The organism is Corynebacterium kalinowskii (genome assembly GCF_009734385.1).
Lineage (GTDB): Bacteria > Actinomycetota > Actinomycetes > Mycobacteriales > Mycobacteriaceae > Corynebacterium > Corynebacterium kalinowskii.
The window spans coordinates 1412316-1431208 of the sequence record NZ_CP046452.1; the positions used below are offsets into that span (position 1 = coordinate 1412316).

Below are 18893 nucleotides of genomic sequence, written 5' to 3' on the forward strand. Positions count from 1 at the left end.
ATATTAATCCAAGTCACATACTCGAACGCTCGCTTTGTTTAGACGAGCACACACAAATGAGGGCCATCATGCTTTCCGCACCTGAACGCCAGGCCGAGATCGCGCAATCCACCCGCTCAACTGGCCACGTGAGTGTTTCCCAGTTGGCGAATCATTTTGGCGTCACGCCAGAGACCATCCGACGCGACCTTAAGTCTTTGGAACTCCAAGGCCATCTCGTTCGCGTACACGGTGGCGCCGTCACGGTTAATGCAGTTCAAGGTATAGAGACCGAGTTCAACTCCAATGCAATGGTCAACATGGATAGCAAGCGGTCCATCGCTGAGGCTGCCTGGAATCGGATCAAGCAAGAGGAAGATCTCAGCAGCTTGACCATCGATTCGGGCACCACTGCCGTGGAATTTGCGAGGGTACTCGCATCCAACAACAAGATCTTTGGTTCTCAGCGACTAACCATCATTACCAACTCGCTGCCAGTGGCCACCGTCACCACGGACTACGGAATCAACGGGGTGCACCTGGTTGGTGGCCGAATCCGCCCGATCACCCGCGCCGTCGTGGGCGATCATACGGTGTTGGAGTTTGAGCGCCTACGCACTGACTTCGCCATCATGGGTACAAACGGACTGTCTATCAACCATGGTTGTTCTACTCCGGATCCTTCCGAAGCTGCCGTGAAGTCGGCGATGATCCGCAGCGCCCGAAAAGTGATGGTTCTCTGCGATTCCAGCAAGTTCAAGAAAGATTTTCTCGTCACATTTGCTTCACTCGACGCCGTCGACGTCATCGTCACCGACGAAAACGTTGATCCCAACCACGTTGAAGCCTTGGTCTCCAAGGGAATTGAGGTAGTTATCTCATGATTTTGACTTTCACCGCCAACCCAAGCATCGACTGCACGATGGTGCTCACCTCTGACCTGTCGCGTGGCTCCGTCCACCGCTTGCAGGAGGTCACCCGCGTCGCAGGCGGCAAGGGCATTAATGTGAGCGTCGCAGCTCACCGAGCAGGGCGCCCAACATTGGCCGTGTTCCCGGCACCACACAACGATCCCTTCATCAGGTTGTTGCTAGAAACGAGCATCGGTTATAAATTCGTTTCCTCCACAGAAACCGTGCGGACCAACGTCACTATTACCGAACCGGACGGCACCACAACCAAGCTCAACGGCCCAGGGCCACGCTTGTCCCCAGCGGTCATTGCCGATTGCGAAAAAGCTCTCATGGAGCAAGCTTCCGGGAGCTCATGGGCAGTACTGGCCGGATCCCTGCCTCCAGGAGTCCCCATGGATTGGTACGCACAGCTTTCGGTGAAGATTCGCGAAGCAAACCCCGCCATCAATATTGCGATCGATACCTCCGATGCGCCGCTCAAAGCCCTTTTCGACAACCTGGAAACGGCTCGACCAACGCTCATCAAGCCTAACGGCGAAGAGCTTGGGCAAGCGGTGGGCGTGGATGGCGGCGAGCTGGAGCAGCTCGCGCAGGAAGGCGATGTCAGTGGCGTCGTTAAGGCTGCGCAGCTGCTCATCGAACGTGGCGCCGAAAACGTGCTGGTCACCCTGGGCGCTGCTGGCGCGGTGCTTGTCCGCGCAGATGGCTCGTGGGCGGCGACTCCCCCACCAATCAAGGCGGTATCCACGGTCGGCGCTGGAGACAGCTCGCTCGCGGGCTTCGTGATGGCGCTAACTGCCGGTCATTCCTATGACAGAGCCCTCGCACATGCGGTGGCCTACGGCTCCGCGGCAGCCTCTCTGCCAGGTACCACGATCCCAACGCCTGAAGACCTCCAATTAGACCTCGTCAACGTCACTTCTCTCTAAAGGACTACACATGAGTACTCCCGTCATTACCCCGGAGCTGGTCAGTCTCGACCAAGACTTCGGCCACTCATCACATGAGGTTATTTCCCACCTCGCTAACCTCGTCGCGAGTGCCGGCCGCACCGAAACTCCTGACACGCTGCTTGCCGACGCCAAAGCCCGCGAAGACAAATCCCCTACCGGATTCCGCGGTCGCATTGCTATCCCGCACTGCCGCACGACCGCAGTCACGGAGCCAACACTGGCATTTGCCCGACTCGCTCCCGCTGCTGATTTCGGAGGACCTGACGGCGATGCCGATTTGGTTTTCCTCATCGCCGCCCCCGAAGGCAGTGGCAAAGCACACCTGAAGATCCTGTCGACGTTGGCACGCGCATTGGTGAAGGAAGAATTCTCTGCAGCCCTGCGCAGCGCATCCACCAAGGACGAGGTAGTGGCGCTTGTCACGGAAGTCCTAGAATCCAGCCCCAAGAAGGCAGCGGCCACCCCGGTTGCCGAAGCGACCGAGGGCAAGACTCGCATCGTTGCCATTACCGCCTGCCCTACCGGCATCGCACACACCTACATGGCTGCTGATTCCTTGACACAGGCAGCGGCCAAGCGTGATGACATCGACATTGAGGTTGAGACCCAGGGATCCTCTGCGGTCACGCCTTTGGCTGCCGCAGTGATCAAGAACGCCGACGCGGTCATTTTTGCCACCGATGTGGGAGTCAAGGATCGCGAACGTTTTGCGGGCAAGCCGGTCATCGAGTCGGGTGTTAAGCGGGCCATCAATGAGCCGGAGAAAATGCTTGACGAGGCCGTAGCAGCCGCCAAGAACCCTAACGCTCACCGCGTTTCCGGCACAGCCGCTGCATCATCCGGTGAAGAAGAAGCAGGAAAGCTCGGCTGGGGCAAGCGGATTCAGCAGGCAGTCATGACTGGCGTGTCCTACATGATTCCGTTCGTTGCTGCCGGTGGTTTGCTGTTGGCTCTTGGCTTCCTCTTCGGTGGCTACGATATGGCCAGTGGCTGGAAAGAAATCGCCACCGGCTACTCATTGACGAATCTGCCTGGGCACACCGTCCCTGTTGAAGGCGCAGACGTCACCTTCGAACGTGCCGGACTGATGCTCTACCTGGGTGCTGTCTTCTTTGCCATTGGCCAAGCAGCCATGGGCTTCATCGTCGCTGCGCTGTCGGGCTACATCGCCTACGCACTGGCAGGTCGCCCTGGTATCGCTCCAGGCTTTGCTGGTGGCGCTATCGCTGTCATGCTCGGCGCAGGCTTCATCGGTGGTCTGGTCACCGGTATTCTCGCTGGTCTGATCGCCATGTGGATCAGCTCCTGGAAGGTGCCACGAATCATTGCCTCGCTGATGCCTGTGGTCATCATCCCGCTGGTCACCAGCTTGGCAGTTGGCCTACTGATGTTCTTGCTGCTCGGCCGCCCACTGGCTGCCATCATGACCGGATTGCAGGATTGGCTGACCTCTATGAGCGGCTCCTCCGCAGTACTGCTCGGTATCATCCTCGGCCTGATGATGTGCTTCGACCTGGGTGGCCCAGTCAACAAGGCTGCTTACCTGTTCGCTACCGCCGGACTGTCCACGGGCGACGAAGCTTCCATGAAGGTCATGGCGGCCGTCATGGCAGCCGGTATGGTTCCGCCAATCGCTATGTCCCTGGCAACGTTTGCCCGCAAGCAACTGTTTACTCCGGCCGAGCAAGAAAACGGCAAGTCTTCCTGGCTGCTGGGCCTGTCCTTCATTTCTGAAGGCGCCATCCCATTCGCCGCTGCCGACCCGTTCCGTGTTATTCCATCCATGATGCTTGGTGGCGCCGCCACTGGTGCCATATCCATGGCTTTGGGCGCAGGTTCCCGTGCACCTCACGGCGGTCTGTTCGTATTCTTTGCGATCAACCCATTCTGGGCCTGGCTCCTGGCCATCGTGGTTGGCTCCTTGATTTCCGCTGTTGCCGTCATTGCCTTCAAGCAGTTTTGGCCTAACAAGGCCCTCCAGGCTGCTTAAGTTTTCACTAGACTGGGCGACATAACGTCCTCACGACCGAAAGGCTTATCTATGTTCTCTACCACCGTCACTGTTGGCTCTGCCGTCGGCCTCCACGCTCGCCCAGCTACCATCATCGCTGAGGCAGCCTCCGAGTACGACGAGGACATCTACCTCGCACTCGTCGGCGAAGAAGACGAAGAGCCTACCGACGCTGCCTCTTCCCTGATGATCATGGCTCTCGGCGCTGAAAAGGACGACCAGGTGGTCGTCTCCTCCGAAAACGAGGAAGCGATGAAGAAGATTGCGGCGCTCATTGAGCAGGATCTCGACGCCTAAGGGCTTCACCGCATAAAAAGCGTCGTCGCCACCCAGTAGATTCAGGGTGGCGACGACGCTTTTTATGTGCAGCCTCGAAGCTTAAAGTCTAGCCTCGCCCGGCCAGGCGTCCTTCTCCGACCACGGTGTACAGCGCACGCAGAATCGGATAGATAATGATGATTCCGGCCGATCCCCAGGCGATACCCTCCAACTCGACACCGAAGATGGTCAGCGTGAGGTTACCGATACCAGCAACTAGCGCCACGGCTGCCGCGGTGAGGTTGACTGGATCATTGAAGTTGACGTTGTTGTCCTGCCAAATTCGAACGCCCAACATACCAATCAAGCCGTAGAGCACGATCGTCGCTCCGCCCAGTACGCCAGTTGGGATGGTGAAGATAAGAGCGCCGAACTTCGGGATGAAGGCCAGCGAGATCGCAGTCAAAGCCGCCACCCAATAAGCCGCCGTGGAATACACCTTCGTCGCTGCCATCACACCGACGTTCTCGGCGTAGGTCGTAGTGCCGGAGCCGCCGAAGCCACCAGCCAGCGTGGTAGCGATGCCGTCGGCGATTAATGCGTCGCCGGCCAGATCATCGAGATTCCGTCCGGTCATTGCCGACACGGCTTTGACGTGCCCCACGTTCTCGGCCACCAGCACGATAATCACAGGCAAGGTCACGAGGATTGCGGACAGCTTGAACTCTGGGCTGTGGAAGGTCGGCATGCCGATCCATGCTGCAGAAGCGATAGTGTCGGCAGCGCCCTCAGACAAGTTGCCGGTCAGCGCTGCAAACACCCAGCCGATGATGACACCGATCAAGATGCCCAGTCGGGCCACCATGCCACGACCGGCGACTGTAGCGAGCAAGATAGCCACCATGGTGACCGCTGCCACGAGGGGCTGAGTGGAGAAATTCTGAGCTGCCACCGGGGATAGGTTCAGGCCGATCAGCGCAACAATGGCACCAGTGACTGTCGGAGGCATGATCGCATCGATGACTGCCCTGCCAGCGACCTTCACCGCCACACCAATGAGGGCGAGCACAATGCCTGCGACAAAAATGCCACCCAACTGGACTCCGATGCCCTCGCCTTGAGTCGCCATCAACGGAGCAATGAATGCGAAGGAGGAACCGAGATAGCTCGGAAGTCGGTTGCGGGTCAGCAGCAGGAACAACATCGTGCCCAGACCCGAGAAGAGCAAAGTGGTGTTCACCGGGAACCCGGTCAGGGTTGGCACCAACAGCGTTGCACCAAACATCGCAATAACGTGTTGCATGCCAATGCCGATCGTCCGGCCCCAGCTCAGTCGCTCTTCGGGCGCGACTACCGCCCCAGGTTTAATAGATTTGCCGTCCCCATGGACGCTCCAACTCATGCTCTTCATCACGGTTGCCTATTATCCGCCCACGGGCAGCTACTGCCAAACCCACACTAACTAGTCGAAGGCATCCGGCTCCACAACGAACTCGGAAAGCTCCCCAGCTAGTGAGCTCGGCAGTCGGACGTCGATAAGCGTGCCCTGCTCTAGGTACTCTTCCGAAAGGACGGTGGCCATCGTGTGCAAACGTGCCACGATGTCACCGCGAGTGAATGGAATGAGCATGTGCACGTGCACATCAAGGGAATTGAGGAACAATTCAATGCGCGCTTCGAGCTCTGGGATGCCCTCCAGAGTGTGCGCGGATACGAAGACCGCGCCGTCGAGCGCATGACGCAGCTCAGCGAGTGTCAAAGGATCAGCCTGATCGATCTTGTTAACCACAATGATCTCCGGCGGCGCTTCCGCCCCGGTCTCACGCACGATGTCCATGATGACCGTATTCACGGCATCAATCTGCTTGAGTGGAAAGGCATCCGAACCATCAACCACGTGTAGCACCAGGTCTGCTTGCACGACTTCTTCCAAGGTGGATCGGAAAGCTTCCACGAAGGAGGTTGGCAGGTGTCGGACGAATCCGACGGTGTCGGTGAAGGTGACCAGGCGACCGTCGGCAAGTTCCGCGCGCCGGGTTGTCGGATCAAGGGTGGCGAACAACGCATCCTCCACCAACACACCCGCACCCGTGAGTGCATTGATCAGCGATGACTTACCGGCATTGGTATACCCGGCAATCGCGATCTGTGGCGTAGTGGACGCGCGACGGCGGGAACGCTTCGTCTCACGTGTGGTCTTCATGCCTGCGATCTCTTTGCGCAGCCGCGCCATGTCCGCACGCAGACGGCGACGATCCGCCTCGATTCGCGTTTCGCCGGGGCCACGCAGGCCCACACCGCCGTTGGATCCGGCGCGACCACCAGCCTGACGAGACAGGTTGCCACCCCAACCACGGACGCGGTTGAACAGGTACTCCATTTGAGCCAGAGCCACCTGGGCTTTGCCTTCTTTGGATTTGGCGTGCTGAGCAAAGATATCCAGAATCAGCATCGTGCGGTCAATGACCTTTACCCGCAGCGCCTCTTCCAAGGAGATCAGCTGGCTGGGGCTGAGCTCACCATCACAGATAACAGTGTCTGAGTCGGTGGCGGCGATAATCTCGCGCAGCTCATTGACCTTGCCTGAACCGATGAAGGTGCCTGGGTCCGGCTTGTCACGCTTCTGATACAGCACATCAGTTACTTCAGAGCCGGCGGTTTCCGCCAGAGCGCGAAGCTCAGCCATGTTGGCCTCGATTTCCGCCGTGGATCCTTCCGTCCACACGCCGACCAGGACCACTCGCTCCAGGCGCAGTTTTCGGTACTCGACTTCATAGCCTTCGCGGTGCTCGGTGTCTCGCACTTGCGAGCCGCGTGAGAGCTTACGCATCGCATCGCGGGCTTCGAGGTCCAGCTCACCGGTAGTCGGCTGGCTTGCCGACGCCGTCAGCGACTCAGACTGGTCCACGCCCGCGTCTTCTTTCGGCAAAGGCGTCCGGTGGTCTTTGAAGGCCTCGTTCAGGATGTCGCTGAATGCATCGTCTTTGTTGTTTTTCGTCATTGAAAGCCATTGTGTCACGCACCTAGGTGCTAGAGCCAATAGCCTCGGGCTGCCGATTGAGGGTGAATTACAACTAAAGATTAGACTTGAGGACCATGACCCGAGAATTGCAAAGCATTGGTATGAGTTTCGAGCGCTGGCAGGATGCCGTGGAAGCCGCTATCGCGTCCGAGAAACTCGAAGTTATTGGCGAAGTTCGTGGCGGACAGTTGATCGAGTACACCGACCCTTCGGGGGCCCAGATGTTTATTCTCGCTGCCGAACCATTCACCACCTTTTCTGGTTTCGACGCCAGCACCGTTCATGATGCGCATGTGAGCATGGTCAACGACGTGCTCGCACTGTGCGACCTGGTCAATGACGAGGGCTACCACGTTGCTACCGTGGCGGCGCATCTGGCCCAGGGACCGCTCCTGGTAGACGAACCAACTCAGCAGTGGCAGCACCTCAAGCTCAGCGCGCTTGCTGTGGACACCAGCGTGTACTCGGATTCTGCCGCAGCGCAAGAGGCGGGCGTTGAGCCGGGCAGCTTGGTCAGCCATGGCGCTGACATCGTAAACTCCGGTGCCGCTTCTGCCCCGGATGCCTCGGCTACCTTAACTGTTGAGCTAACTGGTGCCACGGTGCGTACCAATGAACTCACCGGCACGAAGTTCGTGCATGCGTTGGCTACCAGCCCAATTGCCCTCGATATTTGTTTGCCATACACCGGTACGATTCCAGCTGATGGCAACGTTGTCAGCGGTACCTTCCTCCTTACGTCCGAGATCAAACCTCCTGCAGGGTGCGGTGGGGATGGCGGTTGTGGCTCCGGCGGTTGTGGCGGAGGCTGCGGCGGACATTAGTCTCCGCGCAGTGATCGCCTACTGAAGACAGCCCGAGTCAGGGGAAGGAGTACGTCGTGAACCATCAGAATCCGGATGTGCCGCGCCACAGCAGCCACACCCCGTGGTGGCTCCTTTCCTTGGCGCTGGTTGCCGGACTCTGGTTAGTCATCGTGTTTAAAGTCGCGGGCGCATTCTTAGCCCTAGGTTTGCTCGGTATCGTCATTCTGGCTAGTCGACGCCCGGACGCGATCGAAATCGATGCTCTCGCATCATCCATCTCCCTAAGTGCGCAGGACATCAACGACACCTTGGTGGAATTCGATCAGTTTTGCAGTAGCCCGGATGCTAAGAATCTGGAAGACCGCACATTTCTTCGACCTGCCCTTGCGGATAAGGACAGCTCGGTGCCCGCCATCGCGCAGTTTCACGAAGACTATGCAAACGCGCAGCGGTTCCTGCACCGTCTTCCAGCTCGCCTCGCTGGCTCCCTTTCAGTCAAACAAGCAGAGCGGTTGCTCACCATCACCGACGAAAGAGCAGAATTGCTTCGTCAGTCCTGGTTGCAGGCCCGACAAGCAGCCCGCGAGATTGGCCCTAGTTAGGTCTCCAGCACAGCGAGGGCTTGTTCGAAGGTATTCGCCGAAGCATCCAGCCAATTGATGCGCTGATCACGGTTGAACCACGCACGCTGACGTCGCACGTACCTGCGGGTGCCGGTAATAGTGCGTTCCTTGGCTTCTTCCCACGTCAACTCGCCCCGCATCGCGGCTAGCACTTGTGCATAACCAATGGCTCGTCCAGCGGTGGAATCCGCAACCAGCCCGTTATCCACTAGCTCTTCTACCTCGGCCACGAGCCCTGATTCAAACATCATGGTGGTGCGCAATTCGATGCGCGGATTGAGCCACTCGCTGGTCGTTTTCAGACCCAACAAGGTCAAATCCCACCTTGGGGGCTGATTGATGGGTGGCTGGCTTGCGGCGAAAGGCTTACCGGTCAACTCGATCACTTCCAGGGCACGCACCGTGCGCCTTGGGTCTGCGTCCTCGATGATCGCGGCCGCAGCTGGGTCAACGTGTGCCAGCTCGGCGTGCAACGCCGCCACACCGATATCTGCTAACCGCTCCTCGTACTTGGCACGAACTTCAGGGTCTGTCGGCGGGAACTGCCAGTCATCCACCAAGGACTGGACATACAGCATCGACCCGCCCACCAAAATCGGTGTCTTGCCACGGGACATGATCTCTTCCACGTCTGCGATGGCATCGTGTTGGTATCTCGCCACGGAAGCTGTTTCCGTGATTTCCCATACGTCCAGCTGGTGATGAGGAATCCCCTTGCGCTCTTCAATGGTCAATTTGGCGGTGCCAATGTCCATCCCTCGATACAGCTGCATCGAGTCAACATTGACTACTTCCCCATCAAAGCGGTGCGCAAGCGCGACTCCTAGCGCTGATTTGCCTGAGGCCGTCGGCCCCACTACTGCAATCGGTTTCATTTCGGTGTCCAGCCTTCCCACACGGCTACGTATCTGCCCACGCCATGGGCATCTGATGCTCGGACCACTCGAGCTCCTTGAGGACGAATGTCTTTCAGCAGCCACCACATCTCAGGTTCGATGATTCCGTTTTTAGCCAACGCCGCTACATCGGCGGGCCAATCGACTTCTTCGCCAGCAAGCAGATCTGTGCACCACTGATGCCGCGCCGGAGCTGACGGCAATAGCGATAACGGAGCGCGTTCGCTCAAGGCCGCTGGGCCGTCGAGTCCGTACAGCACAAAATCCGTCGGATCCGTGAGACACTGAACCGTGCGGATCGGGAGGTCACACCCCTTAAGAACGTAGCGTTGTACGAGCTCAGCGAGGTAATTTCCCTCGCCCACCGTCACTTCAGGAGCGCCCCACGCCCGAAAACTACCAGTGTGCTCTGTGTAGTTCCGGGAGTCGTCGCTTCCCAGTAGGCTTATCGACGCCACCGGGTGCTGCGCGCGAAGGTCGTCGATAAGCGTGCGGGCAGCAGAGAGCAGGTCAGCACTGTCAGAATCGCCGCGCCCGAGCTCTGGCACCAACGAAGGCGAGGTGGGTAGGAAAATTACAGGCACGCCACCAACTGTAGCGTGGGTTAGTTGCCACGCGAACACCATGTTCCAGGTAGAATCAGACCCTACAGTTCATCTCCGGAAGAACAGCAGTTTTTATTGGCAGCCGTGTCGCGCGGCAGGAAACCCGAAGGACGACCCATGACCACTTCAACGCCCAAGCCAGGACCACGCCCAGGACCTCGTCCAGGACCACGACCTGGAGCTAAGGTGGCCAGCGGTGCAGCCAAGCAGGTAGTACCTGTGGTGGTGCCTCGGGTAACCTCCAATGACCCCGCCAAGTGGGGTCGAATTGCTGACAACGGTGATGTGTTCGTTAAAACTGCTGATGGCGAGCGCCTCATCGGTTCCTGGCAGGCAGGTACGCCGGCGGAAGGTCTGGCTCATTACGGCACCCGGTTCGATGACCTCGCTACCGAGGTCGAGCTGCTCGAGGCACGCCTCATCGCACACCCGGATGACGCTGCTGCCATCCGCACTGCGGCTGCGGAGCTGAAGAAGACGCTTCCCGAGGCCACTGTGATCGGTGACCTTATTTCCCTGGACGAACGCCTGGATTCCGTGATTGCTTCTTCCGAGCAGGCTGGCCAGGCCGCCAAGGAAGCCAAGGCGAAGCAGCGTGAAGAGGCCATCGCCCGCAAGGAGACATTGGCCACTGAGGCTGAAGAGATCGGTGAAAACTCCACTGACTGGAAGCCCGCCGGTGACCGTCTGCTGGTGATCTTGGAAGAGTGGAAGACCATTCGTGGCATTGATCGCAAGACCGATGACGCCCTGTGGAAGCGTTACTCCCGCGCTCGTGATTCCTTCAACCGCCGTCGTGGCGCTCACTTCGCTGACCTTGACCGTGGTCGCGCTGCCGCCCGCAAGGTGAAGGAAGCCCTCGTCGAACGTGCGGAGGAGCTCAAGACCTCCACCGAATGGGCCGACACGGCACACGCATTCCGCGATCTCATGACGGAATGGAAAGCAGCCGGTCGTGCGCCACGTGAAGTTGATGACAAGCTGTGGGCTGCGTTTAAGGCCGCCCAGGATTTCTTCTTCGACGCTCGCAACGCCGTCAACGAGGAACGCGATCGCGAGTTCATCGCTAATGCGGAGGCCAAGGAAGCTCTTCTCGAGCAGTACGCTCCCCTCATCGATCCCGACAAAGACCTCGAAGGTGCCCGCAAGAAGCTGCACGAAATGCAGGAAAAGTGGGAGGCAATCGGATTTGTTCCTAAGAATCGAGTCCGTGAGTTCGAAGACAAGATCGGCAAACTGGAAAAGCTCGTGTCCGAGGCCGTCGATGCGCAGTGGCGTCGCACCGACCCGGCAGCCCAGGCACGCGCCGCCCAGTTCACTGAGCGTGTGAAGGACTTCACCGCGCAGGCCGAAGCTGCTGAGGCCGCTGGCAAGGCCAAGAAGGCTGCCGAGCTGCGCGCCCAGGCTGCGCAGTGGCAGGAATGGGCCGAAGCGGCAATGAACGCAGTGGAAGACCTGTAAATGCAACTAGTCCAGTTTGCGGAGCCCATTCCCGGCCAAGAGCCAGCGGATGTGCTCCGCACTGCTGTCTTCATGGCCAATTTCGCAGCCCAGGACATCACGGGCCGCGCCGATGCCTCGCGGGGCGTGGCGGAGCTTTACGACGCCCTCACCCACCCTGCTCCCGATGCGTGCACGTACATCTTCGCTGCCACCACAGAACAGGTCTCCGGTCCGCTCTCCGAGCTTGGGTATCCGTTGGTGCCTACCTCCGGAACGGACGAGGAACCCGACATTCTTGGGTGGCTGATCGCTACTACTCCCCTGGCTGACAACACCGACGTGGTGGAACTGTCGCTGGTCCTCGATGTGGATCTGCAGCCGATGGAGGGCCAGATTCCTGCAGCAAGTGCCGATACCATTGCGTTCCTGCTGAAGTCGGCCGGCGAGATTGCCGTCGCATTGGATCGTACGATTCTTCAGCTGTGGCAGCAGTATCCGCTGAGTTCGAACTCGCCCTATGCGGAAGCTTTTTCCGCGTCAGGCTTTGAACATGCGTTGGCAGCAACGGAATTCGTGCTCCCGGTGTCCGAGGAGGCCGTCACCGACGGTGTCCTGGTCTTTGCGAATGAGAATTTCCCGGCGCATGTGTTAAACGGCGTGGCAGCCTTGTATTCTGCTGCGTCCGTAGACCAGCCACTGGGATCGCTACGCGTGGAGCGCGAAGAGTGGGACGCGCAACGCCTCGCCGAAAGCACCGCCCATTTCCGCATGCTCGGTACCGAGAACTTCCACGCACTCATCCTGGATGAGAGGGACAACGTCATCGCACTGTCTGAGCTGTGGATCCACGCAGACGCTGACCCTCAAGTCGGTGTTCAGGGACTCACTTACGTAGTGGCCGACCGCCGAGGCGAAGGCCTCGAAAACTCTGTTGCTACTGCGGCACTTGCAGCCGCAAAGAAGGCGCACCCGGAGCTGTCACGGGTTTACGCCAGCGCTACCGACGGCCACACTTCCCAGCTCGAACTCACCAAGAGCCTCGGCGGAATCCCGGTGTCCCGGGTGGGCGCCTGGCAGCGACTTATTAGCTAGCTGAGAACGCTAGCGCTTGCGGCGGGAGCGACGATCGTCGATGGGGCCGCGGTCGTCGGCAAGCTGCGAATTCTTGGCTCCGAACTTCTCGCGCTGCTCCTGAGCAACCGGGTCCACGTAGATTTCCTTGCGACGCAGCTCGGCAATCTCCTCTTGCTCGTCCGAGCGCATAGTCACCACGTTGTACAGGCCATACACTACGAAGAGCACCGCCAAAGCAGCCAAGATCAGACCGACTCCGACGCCAGATCCCTGATCGCGGGTTTGACGCATCCAGATGGCGAAGATCGAGAAGAACATCGAAATTCCGGATAGCACCCACGCAATCTGCGCGAGCTGAGTGGACTTGCGCAGGTACGAAATCAAAGTCAACGCCACCGGACCGAGGGCACACAGCCATACGAACACTCGCTCTGGGGTTGAGATGCCGTAGTCGATAGAGCGCTGGGTAATCAAGGCGATATCGAGGCCAGTGAGATGGCCGGTGTACGGCAAGAACCAACTCGCGGCAATCGCCACAGCTCCGCCCCAGAGCGGTGCCCGGTATCCAGACATGTCGATTCGCTGGGCGGCCACCCGCTCACGACGTGCAAGTTCCTCGGCGCTCTGCTTGGTTGATTCGGTCACGGTCTCGATTCCTTCATGTAATTGCTTCTTCTGCTGCCTACCAATCTAGTGGGAGCTACAGCACTCTTGCCCATTCGGGGCTGGCTCGCCGATTGGCAAGGCCACGGAACCAATCTTCGGCATTCCCAATGTCACGCCGATCGGCGCGGTGGTTGGGGTCTTACCGATTTCTGACATGTCGCCTGCTTTCGTCCGGCGGTGGGTCAACACACCGGCGTCGGCAAGCATGAAATACGGCGCTGCCTCGGTAATCACCACAGTGACCACGTCTCCTGGGCGGATCTGCCCATCGGTTTCACCTTCCGGGGTGAAGTGGACGAGCCTGCCATCGCGAGCCCGACCCGTCATGCGATGCGTGCGATCGTTTTTGCGTCCGCCACCCGCTTGAACGAGCAGTTCCACCTCAGTACCAATTAGATTGGTGTTCTCCTCCAGGCAGATGCGCTCTTGCAGGGCAAGCAAACGCTCGTAGCGTTCCTGAACGATCTCTTTCGGAATCTGCTGATCATACTCAGCAGCTGGCGTTCCCGGACGCGGACTGTATTGGAAGGTGTATGCGCTGGTAAAGCGGGCCTTTTCGACGACATCCAGCGTTGCTTGGAAATCCTCTTCGGTCTCGCCTGGAAAACCAACAATAATGTCCGTGGTGATCGAGGCGTGCGGGATCTTCGCGCGCACCTCCTCCAAAATTCCGAGGAACTTTTTCGAACGGTACGAACGCTTCATATCCTTCAGCACTTTGTCCGAACCGGACTGCAGTGGCATATGCAGCTGAGGGCAGATGTTGGGAGTTTCCGCCATGGCATCAATGACATCGGAGGTAAATTCGGCCGGGTGCGGGCTGGTGAATCGCACACGTTCGAGGCCCTCAATGTCACCACAGGCCCGCAGCAGTTTAGAAAAGGCACTGCGATCGCGTTCCATATCTGGATCGACAAAGTTCACGCCGTAGGCATTGACGTTTTGGCCAAGCAACGTAACCTCTGACACGCCTTGATCGACCAAAGCTTGCACTTCGGCCAAAATGTCACCGGGACGGCGATCGACCTCCTTGCCACGCAAAGACGGCACGATACAAAATGTGCACGTGTTATTGCAGCCGACGGAAACGCTGACCCACCCCGCATAAGCGGACTCGCGCTTAGCTGGCAGCACTGAAGGAAACTGCTCCAGGGCATCAACGATCTCAACCTGCGCCTTATTGTTATGTGCAGCGCGGCCCAGCAGCGCAGGAAGCGATCCGATGTTGTGCGTGCCAAAAACAACGTCCACCCACGGCGCCTTTTTCACCACGGTGTCCTTGTCCTTTTGAGCCAGGCAACCACCGACGGCGATCTGCATGTCCGGTCGGCTTTCTTTCAGCGCCCGCAGGCTTCCTAGGGTGCCGTAGAGACGCTGATCGGCATTCTCTCGCACCGCACAGGTGTTGAACACTATGAGGTCTGGATCGTTGCCTTCGGCCACGGGAGCGTAGCCGGCATCCTCGAGCAAGCCGGAGAGACGCTCGGAATCGTGTACGTTCATCTGGCACCCGAAGGTGCGAACTTCGTACGTTCTTGCTTGAGTTATTTGCTCCACCACGATTGGACAGTCTAACGCCGGGATTCACTGCGCCTAAATCGGGCACTCCTGAACCGGAGTTTGCGAGATTTGCATAACAACTTCACAAATTGGCCGAATTGTGTCATTCTAAGTTTTCTTTGTGACCCTCGTTACCTTATAGTGTGTGCATGACTAGTGACATGAACCACACGATGATCTCAATTCAGGGTGTGAACAAGTACTTCGATGACTTTCATGCATTGAAGGACATCAACCTGGAAATCCCAAAAGGACAGGTCGTTGTCGTGCTCGGACCATCCGGCTCCGGTAAATCCACGCTCTGCCGCACCATCAACCGCCTCGAGACCATCGATGAAGGCAAGATCTTCATCGACGGAAAACTTCTGCCAGAAGAAGGCAAGGATCTGGCCCGGCTGCGCGCAGATGTTGGCATGTGTTTCCAGTCCTTCAACCTTTTCCCACACCTGACCATCAAGGAAAATGTCTCGCTGGCTCCCCGCAAGGTACGCAAGCTGGACAAAGTAGAGGCAGACAAGCAAGCACTTAAGCTGCTGGAGCGCGTAGGCATCGCAGCGCAAGCTGACAAGTACCCAGCCCAGCTCTCCGGCGGCCAGCAGCAGCGCGTGGCGATCGCCCGCGCCTTGGCAATGAACCCAAAGATCATGCTGTTCGATGAGCCGACCTCTGCTCTTGACCCAGAAATGGTAAATGAAGTCCTCGAGGTAATGACCGACCTTGCTAAGGAAGGCATGACGATGGTGTGCGTAACCCACGAGATGGGTTTCGCCCGCAAAGCTGCGCACCGAATTCTCTTCATGGCCGACGGCACCCTCGTGGAAGACACCGACCCGGAGTCCTTCTTCACCAACCCACAGTCTGAACGCGCCAAGGACTTCCTCGGCAAGATCCTCGGACACTAGGGAGTCCAACAATGAATCTCCTTCGAGCCTGCGTAACGACGGTCACCGCCGTCGCCACGCTCATGTCCCTCGCTGCGTGTGGTAGCTCCGAACCCCGCAGTGTACTTAGCAGCATCGAAGCCGGAAAGGTCATCTTGGGCACCAAATACGACCAGCCTGGCCTCGGACTGCGCCACCCGGACAAATCTATGTCCGGAATCGACGTAGACATCGCCACCTACGTGGTCAATTCCATTGCGGACGAGCACGGTTGGGCACACCCCGAGATCACCTGGCGCGAGACCCCATCAGCGCAGCGTGAGACCCTCATCAAGAACGGCGAGGTGGACATGATTACTGCGACATACTCCATCAACGCCAACCGAGCGAAAGCCGTCAGCTTTGGCGGTCCGTACCTGGTCACTCACCAAGCCCTCCTCGTACGTAACGACGATCATTCGCTCGACGAACTCGCAGACCTCGCCAACGGTCGCAAACTTTGCTCCGTGACTGGTTCCACCCCTGCCCAGAAGATTAAGGCAGAACTGCCCGAAGTCCAGCTCCAGGAGTACGATTCCTATTCTTCATGTGTCGAGGCCCTGCACCAGAAGAAGGTCGATGCTTTGACCACAGATGCCACGATTCTCGGTGGCTTCGCAGCCCAGTACGAAGGCGAATTCCGCGTGGTGGCAATGAACAAAGCCGACGGCAAGCCATTTACCAACGAGCGTTATGGCATCGGCCACGCTAAGGGAGACAGTGCATCCACCGAGGCGATCAACAAAGCCCTGGAAAAGATGTACGCGGACGGTTCCTTCGACCGGATTATGACAGAAAACCTCGGCGAAGACGCCAAGGTCGTCGAACAAGGCAAACCAGGCGACCTTTCCTTCCTGGATGCCAAGTAGTTAGGGATACATCATGGACACCTTATGGACCGACCTGGAACCCAAACTCATCTTGGCATTCTGGGTCACAATCAAACTCACTTTCTTCGCAGCCCTCGGCTCGATGGCGCTGGGCACCGTTCTCACTGCTATGCGAGTCTCTCCCGTCTCATTTCTGCGCAACGTGTCAACGATCTACATCAACACGGTGCGAAACACGCCGCTGACACTCATCGTGCTGTTTTGCTCTGTGGGGCTATACCAAAACTTGGGACTGACCCTCGCCCCGGAAAATGACAACTTCATTAAGAACAACAACTTCTGGCTGGCAGTCCTTGGTTTTGTGCTCTATACCTCCACCTTCGTCGCTGAATCGCTGCGTTCAGGCATCAATACCGTCCACTTTGGCCAGGCCGAAGCAGCACGTTCGCTGGGCTTGAGTTTTCCGCAGATCTTCAGCGAGATCATTTTCCCGCAGGCATTGCGTGCGGCCATCGTCCCGCTGGGCAACACCCTCATTGCTTTAACTAAGAACACGACCATCGCGTCGGTTATCGGCGTGGCTGAGGCTTCCCTGCTGATGAAGTCGACGATCGAAAACCATGCCAACCAGCTTTTCCTCGTGTTCGGCATCTTTGCACTGGGATTCATCATTCTTACCCTCCCGATGGGGCTCGCCGTCGGTTCGCTCTCCACTCGATTGGCGGTGAAGAAGTAAATGTCTTCCTCCGTACGCGCAACAGTCCTCTACGATGCTCCCGGCCCCAAGGGTCGACGACTCAACACCATCATCACTGCCGTCTCAGGTCTAGTCGCTCTTGCCGCATTGGTGTGGATCTTCAAGATCCTCGGCGACAACGGCCAACTCGTGGCTGAAAAGTGGACTCCATTCCTGAAGTCCACCACCTGGACTACCTACTTGCTACCTGGCCTCATTGGAACTTTGAAGGCAGCAGTGTTCTCCGTGGTGCTGGCCATTGTCATCGGTGTTGCCCTGGGACTCGGACGCCTTTCAGAAGTCGCACTCATTCGCTGGTTCTGCGGCGTCATCGTCGAGTTCTTCCGCGCAATTCCAGTGCTGTTGCTCATGATCTTCGCTTACCAGCTCTTTGCCAAGTACGCGGTATTCCCGTCCAGCCAGCTGGCTTTTGCAGCAGTGGTATTCGGTCTAACTATGTACAACGGCTCCGTGATCGCCGAAATCTTGCGATCCGGAATTAATTCGCTACCCAAGGGTCAGGTCGAGGCCGCTCGCGCACTGGGAATGACCCACCGCCAGACGATGTGGTCAATCCTGCTCCCCCAGTCTGTAGCCGCAATGCTCCCTGCTCTGATCTCCCAGATGGTCATCGCGATCAAGGACTCTGCGCTTGGCTACCAGCTCGGCTACATCGAGGTCGTTCGCAGCGGTATGCAGTCCGCTTCCTACTACCGCAACTTCCTCGCGGCGCTCGTGGTAACCGCAATTGTCATGATCATCATCAACTACGCCCTCACCAACTTGGCGGAGCGCATCGAACGCCAGTTGCGTGCTGGCCGCGCTCGTAAGAATATTCTGGCAAAGGTTCCGGAACATCCAGACCAAGGACTGGAGACCAAGGACCAAGCGACTGTCGACTGGCACGATCCACACCACAAGGATCTGCGTTCAACCGCGGAGTAACGCAAGAATGAACCCGCTCCCTGCGTCTTTTACGCTCGGGGCGGGTTTCGTCATTCCTTGCCGATTTCCGTGAGCCGGTCATCGAGGGCCCGCTTTGCGACGCGATAGCTCAGCGACTCCCCATACCCCCGGCGGGCCAGCATTCCTACGATGCGGCGTAGGTGCTTGTCGTAGTCTTTGCGGTCAGTAGGCTGTGTGCGAATGGTGCGTGCCTTTTTGACGGCGAGTGTGATGGCGATTTCCGACTCGTCTTCTTCACTGACTTGTTGAAGTGCCTCGTCCTTGATATCAGCACTGATGCCTTTTGCGTCGAGCTCCTGGCTCAGTGCTCTGCGCGATTTGCCTCGCAACTGGTGACGCTGTCTGACCCATTCACTGGCGAACGCGTAGTCATCGATGAGACCGGACCGCTCGAGGTCGTCGAGGACCTCCTGGATCAGACCCGACTCGAATTCGAGGCGGGCCAGCCTGGTGTCCAGTTCTGCACGAGACCGCGCCCGTTGATCGAGGAGCAATAAGGCGCGGTGCCTGACCTGCGCTTTCGCTTCCTCGTGGACACGATCAAACAGTGGCTCTCCGGTCGCGCTGGCGAGCTGTTCGCGCAGGGTCGCCAGCTTTGCCAACTTGTCCTCGTGGGTTGCCATACCCGTCT

Annotated in this window: 19 protein-coding genes; 12 read left to right on the plus strand and 7 right to left on the minus strand. The window is 58.3% G+C overall.

Annotated features, from left to right (window positions below; all coding sequences use genetic code 11):
• Positions 1–68 precede the first annotated feature (68 nt).
• From CKALI_RS06655 to CKALI_RS06670, 4 genes are read left to right on the plus strand one after another with little or no spacing between them, the layout of a single operon-like run.
• Positions 69–863 carry a DeoR/GlpR family DNA-binding transcription regulator gene (locus CKALI_RS06655; RefSeq protein WP_197079651.1) on the plus strand — a complete coding sequence of 265 codons (795 nt, stop codon included), beginning with the start codon at positions 69–71 and terminating at the stop codon, positions 861–863.
• Positions 860–1822, plus strand: coding sequence for a 1-phosphofructokinase (gene pfkB, locus CKALI_RS06660; RefSeq protein ID WP_156192550.1), 963 nt, complete (start codon positions 860–862; stop codon positions 1820–1822). Before CKALI_RS06655 ends, pfkB begins: the two co-directional genes overlap by 4 nt.
• Positions 1823–1832: 10 nt before the next feature.
• Positions 1833–3836 (plus strand): PTS fructose transporter subunit IIABC, encoded by a 2004-nt coding sequence (locus tag CKALI_RS06665; protein WP_156192551.1) that lies wholly within the window; start codon positions 1833–1835, stop codon positions 3834–3836.
• Between the two features lie 51 nt (positions 3837–3887).
• Complete coding sequence (locus CKALI_RS06670; protein ID WP_156192552.1) at positions 3888–4154, plus strand: HPr family phosphocarrier protein; 267 nt, start codon at positions 3888–3890, stop codon at positions 4152–4154.
• Positions 4155–4242: 88 nt separating this feature from the next.
• Here CKALI_RS06670 and CKALI_RS06675 read toward each other — a convergent pair whose 3' ends face one another.
• Positions 4243–5526 carry a uracil-xanthine permease family protein gene (locus CKALI_RS06675; protein ID WP_156193691.1) on the minus strand — a complete coding sequence of 428 codons (1284 nt, stop codon included), beginning with the start codon at positions 5524–5526 and terminating at the stop codon, positions 4243–4245.
• 51 nt (positions 5527–5577) lie between these two features.
• On the minus strand, positions 5578–7116 hold the full coding sequence (gene hflX / locus CKALI_RS06680) for a GTPase HflX (protein WP_156192553.1): 1539 nt from the start codon (positions 7114–7116) through the stop codon (positions 5578–5580).
• A gap of 95 nt (positions 7117–7211) precedes the next feature.
• Here hflX and CKALI_RS06685 point away from each other — a divergent pair, with 95 nt between their 5' ends.
• On the plus strand, positions 7212–7961 hold the full coding sequence (locus CKALI_RS06685; protein WP_156192554.1) for a hypothetical protein: 750 nt from the start codon (positions 7212–7214) through the stop codon (positions 7959–7961).
• Positions 7962–8017: 56 nt separating this feature from the next.
• Complete coding sequence (locus CKALI_RS06690; RefSeq protein ID WP_156192555.1) at positions 8018–8545, plus strand: hypothetical protein; 528 nt, start codon at positions 8018–8020, stop codon at positions 8543–8545.
• On the opposite strand, the gene miaA is transcribed toward CKALI_RS06690, so the two are convergent.
• Positions 8542–9441, minus strand: coding sequence for a tRNA (adenosine(37)-N6)-dimethylallyltransferase MiaA (miaA, locus tag CKALI_RS06695; RefSeq protein ID WP_156192556.1), 900 nt, complete (start codon positions 9439–9441; stop codon positions 8542–8544). The two genes, CKALI_RS06690 and miaA, sit on opposite strands and share 4 nt — an antisense overlap.
• Entirely contained in the window at positions 9438–10046 is a 609-nt protein-coding gene (locus CKALI_RS06700; protein WP_156192557.1) for a hypothetical protein, read from the minus strand. The genes miaA and CKALI_RS06700 overlap by 4 nt, the downstream gene beginning before the upstream one ends.
• A 138-nt stretch (positions 10047–10184) precedes the next feature.
• Here CKALI_RS06700 and CKALI_RS06705 point away from each other — a divergent pair, with 138 nt between their 5' ends.
• Positions 10185–11528 carry a DUF349 domain-containing protein gene (locus tag CKALI_RS06705; protein WP_156192558.1) on the plus strand — a complete coding sequence of 448 codons (1344 nt, stop codon included), beginning with the start codon at positions 10185–10187 and terminating at the stop codon, positions 11526–11528.
• The gene (locus tag CKALI_RS06710) at positions 11529–12602 is read left to right on the plus strand and encodes a hypothetical protein (protein WP_156192559.1); all 1074 of its coding nucleotides are present in this window, start codon (positions 11529–11531) and stop codon (positions 12600–12602) included.
• A gap of 9 nt (positions 12603–12611) precedes the next feature.
• Here the strand turns inward: CKALI_RS06710 and CKALI_RS06715 are convergent, their stop codons facing one another.
• Both CKALI_RS06715 and miaB read right to left on the minus strand, forming a co-directional pair.
• Entirely contained in the window at positions 12612–13229 is a 618-nt protein-coding gene (locus CKALI_RS06715; RefSeq protein WP_156192560.1) for an Rv2732c family membrane protein, read from the minus strand.
• Positions 13230–13274: 45 nt separating this feature from the next.
• Positions 13275–14834 carry a tRNA (N6-isopentenyl adenosine(37)-C2)-methylthiotransferase MiaB gene (miaB, locus tag CKALI_RS06720; protein ID WP_407643765.1) on the minus strand — a complete coding sequence of 520 codons (1560 nt, stop codon included), beginning with the start codon at positions 14832–14834 and terminating at the stop codon, positions 13275–13277.
• Positions 14835–14983: 149 nt separating this feature from the next.
• Here miaB and gluA point away from each other — a divergent pair, with 149 nt between their 5' ends.
• The 4 genes from gluA to CKALI_RS06740 are packed head-to-tail and all read left to right on the plus strand — an operon-like array spanning position 14984 to position 18241.
• The gene (gene gluA / locus CKALI_RS06725) at positions 14984–15712 is read left to right on the plus strand and encodes a glutamate ABC transporter ATP-binding protein GluA (protein WP_156193693.1); all 729 of its coding nucleotides are present in this window, start codon (positions 14984–14986) and stop codon (positions 15710–15712) included.
• Between the two features lie 11 nt (positions 15713–15723).
• On the plus strand, positions 15724–16599 hold the full coding sequence (locus tag CKALI_RS06730) for a glutamate ABC transporter substrate-binding protein (RefSeq protein WP_156192561.1): 876 nt from the start codon (positions 15724–15726) through the stop codon (positions 16597–16599).
• A 13-nt stretch (positions 16600–16612) separates the two neighbouring features.
• Positions 16613–17296: an amino acid ABC transporter permease gene (locus tag CKALI_RS06735; RefSeq protein WP_156192562.1), complete on the plus strand. Its 684-nt coding sequence runs from the start codon at positions 16613–16615 to the stop codon at positions 17294–17296.
• A complete protein-coding gene (locus tag CKALI_RS06740; protein WP_156192563.1) occupies positions 17297–18241 on the plus strand; it encodes an amino acid ABC transporter permease in 945 nt (314 codons plus the stop codon).
• Between the two features lie 50 nt (positions 18242–18291).
• On the opposite strand, the gene CKALI_RS06745 is transcribed toward CKALI_RS06740, so the two are convergent.
• Positions 18292–18885, minus strand: coding sequence for a regulatory protein RecX (locus CKALI_RS06745; protein ID WP_156192564.1), 594 nt, complete (start codon positions 18883–18885; stop codon positions 18292–18294).
• Between the last annotated feature and the right edge of the window lie 8 nt (positions 18886–18893).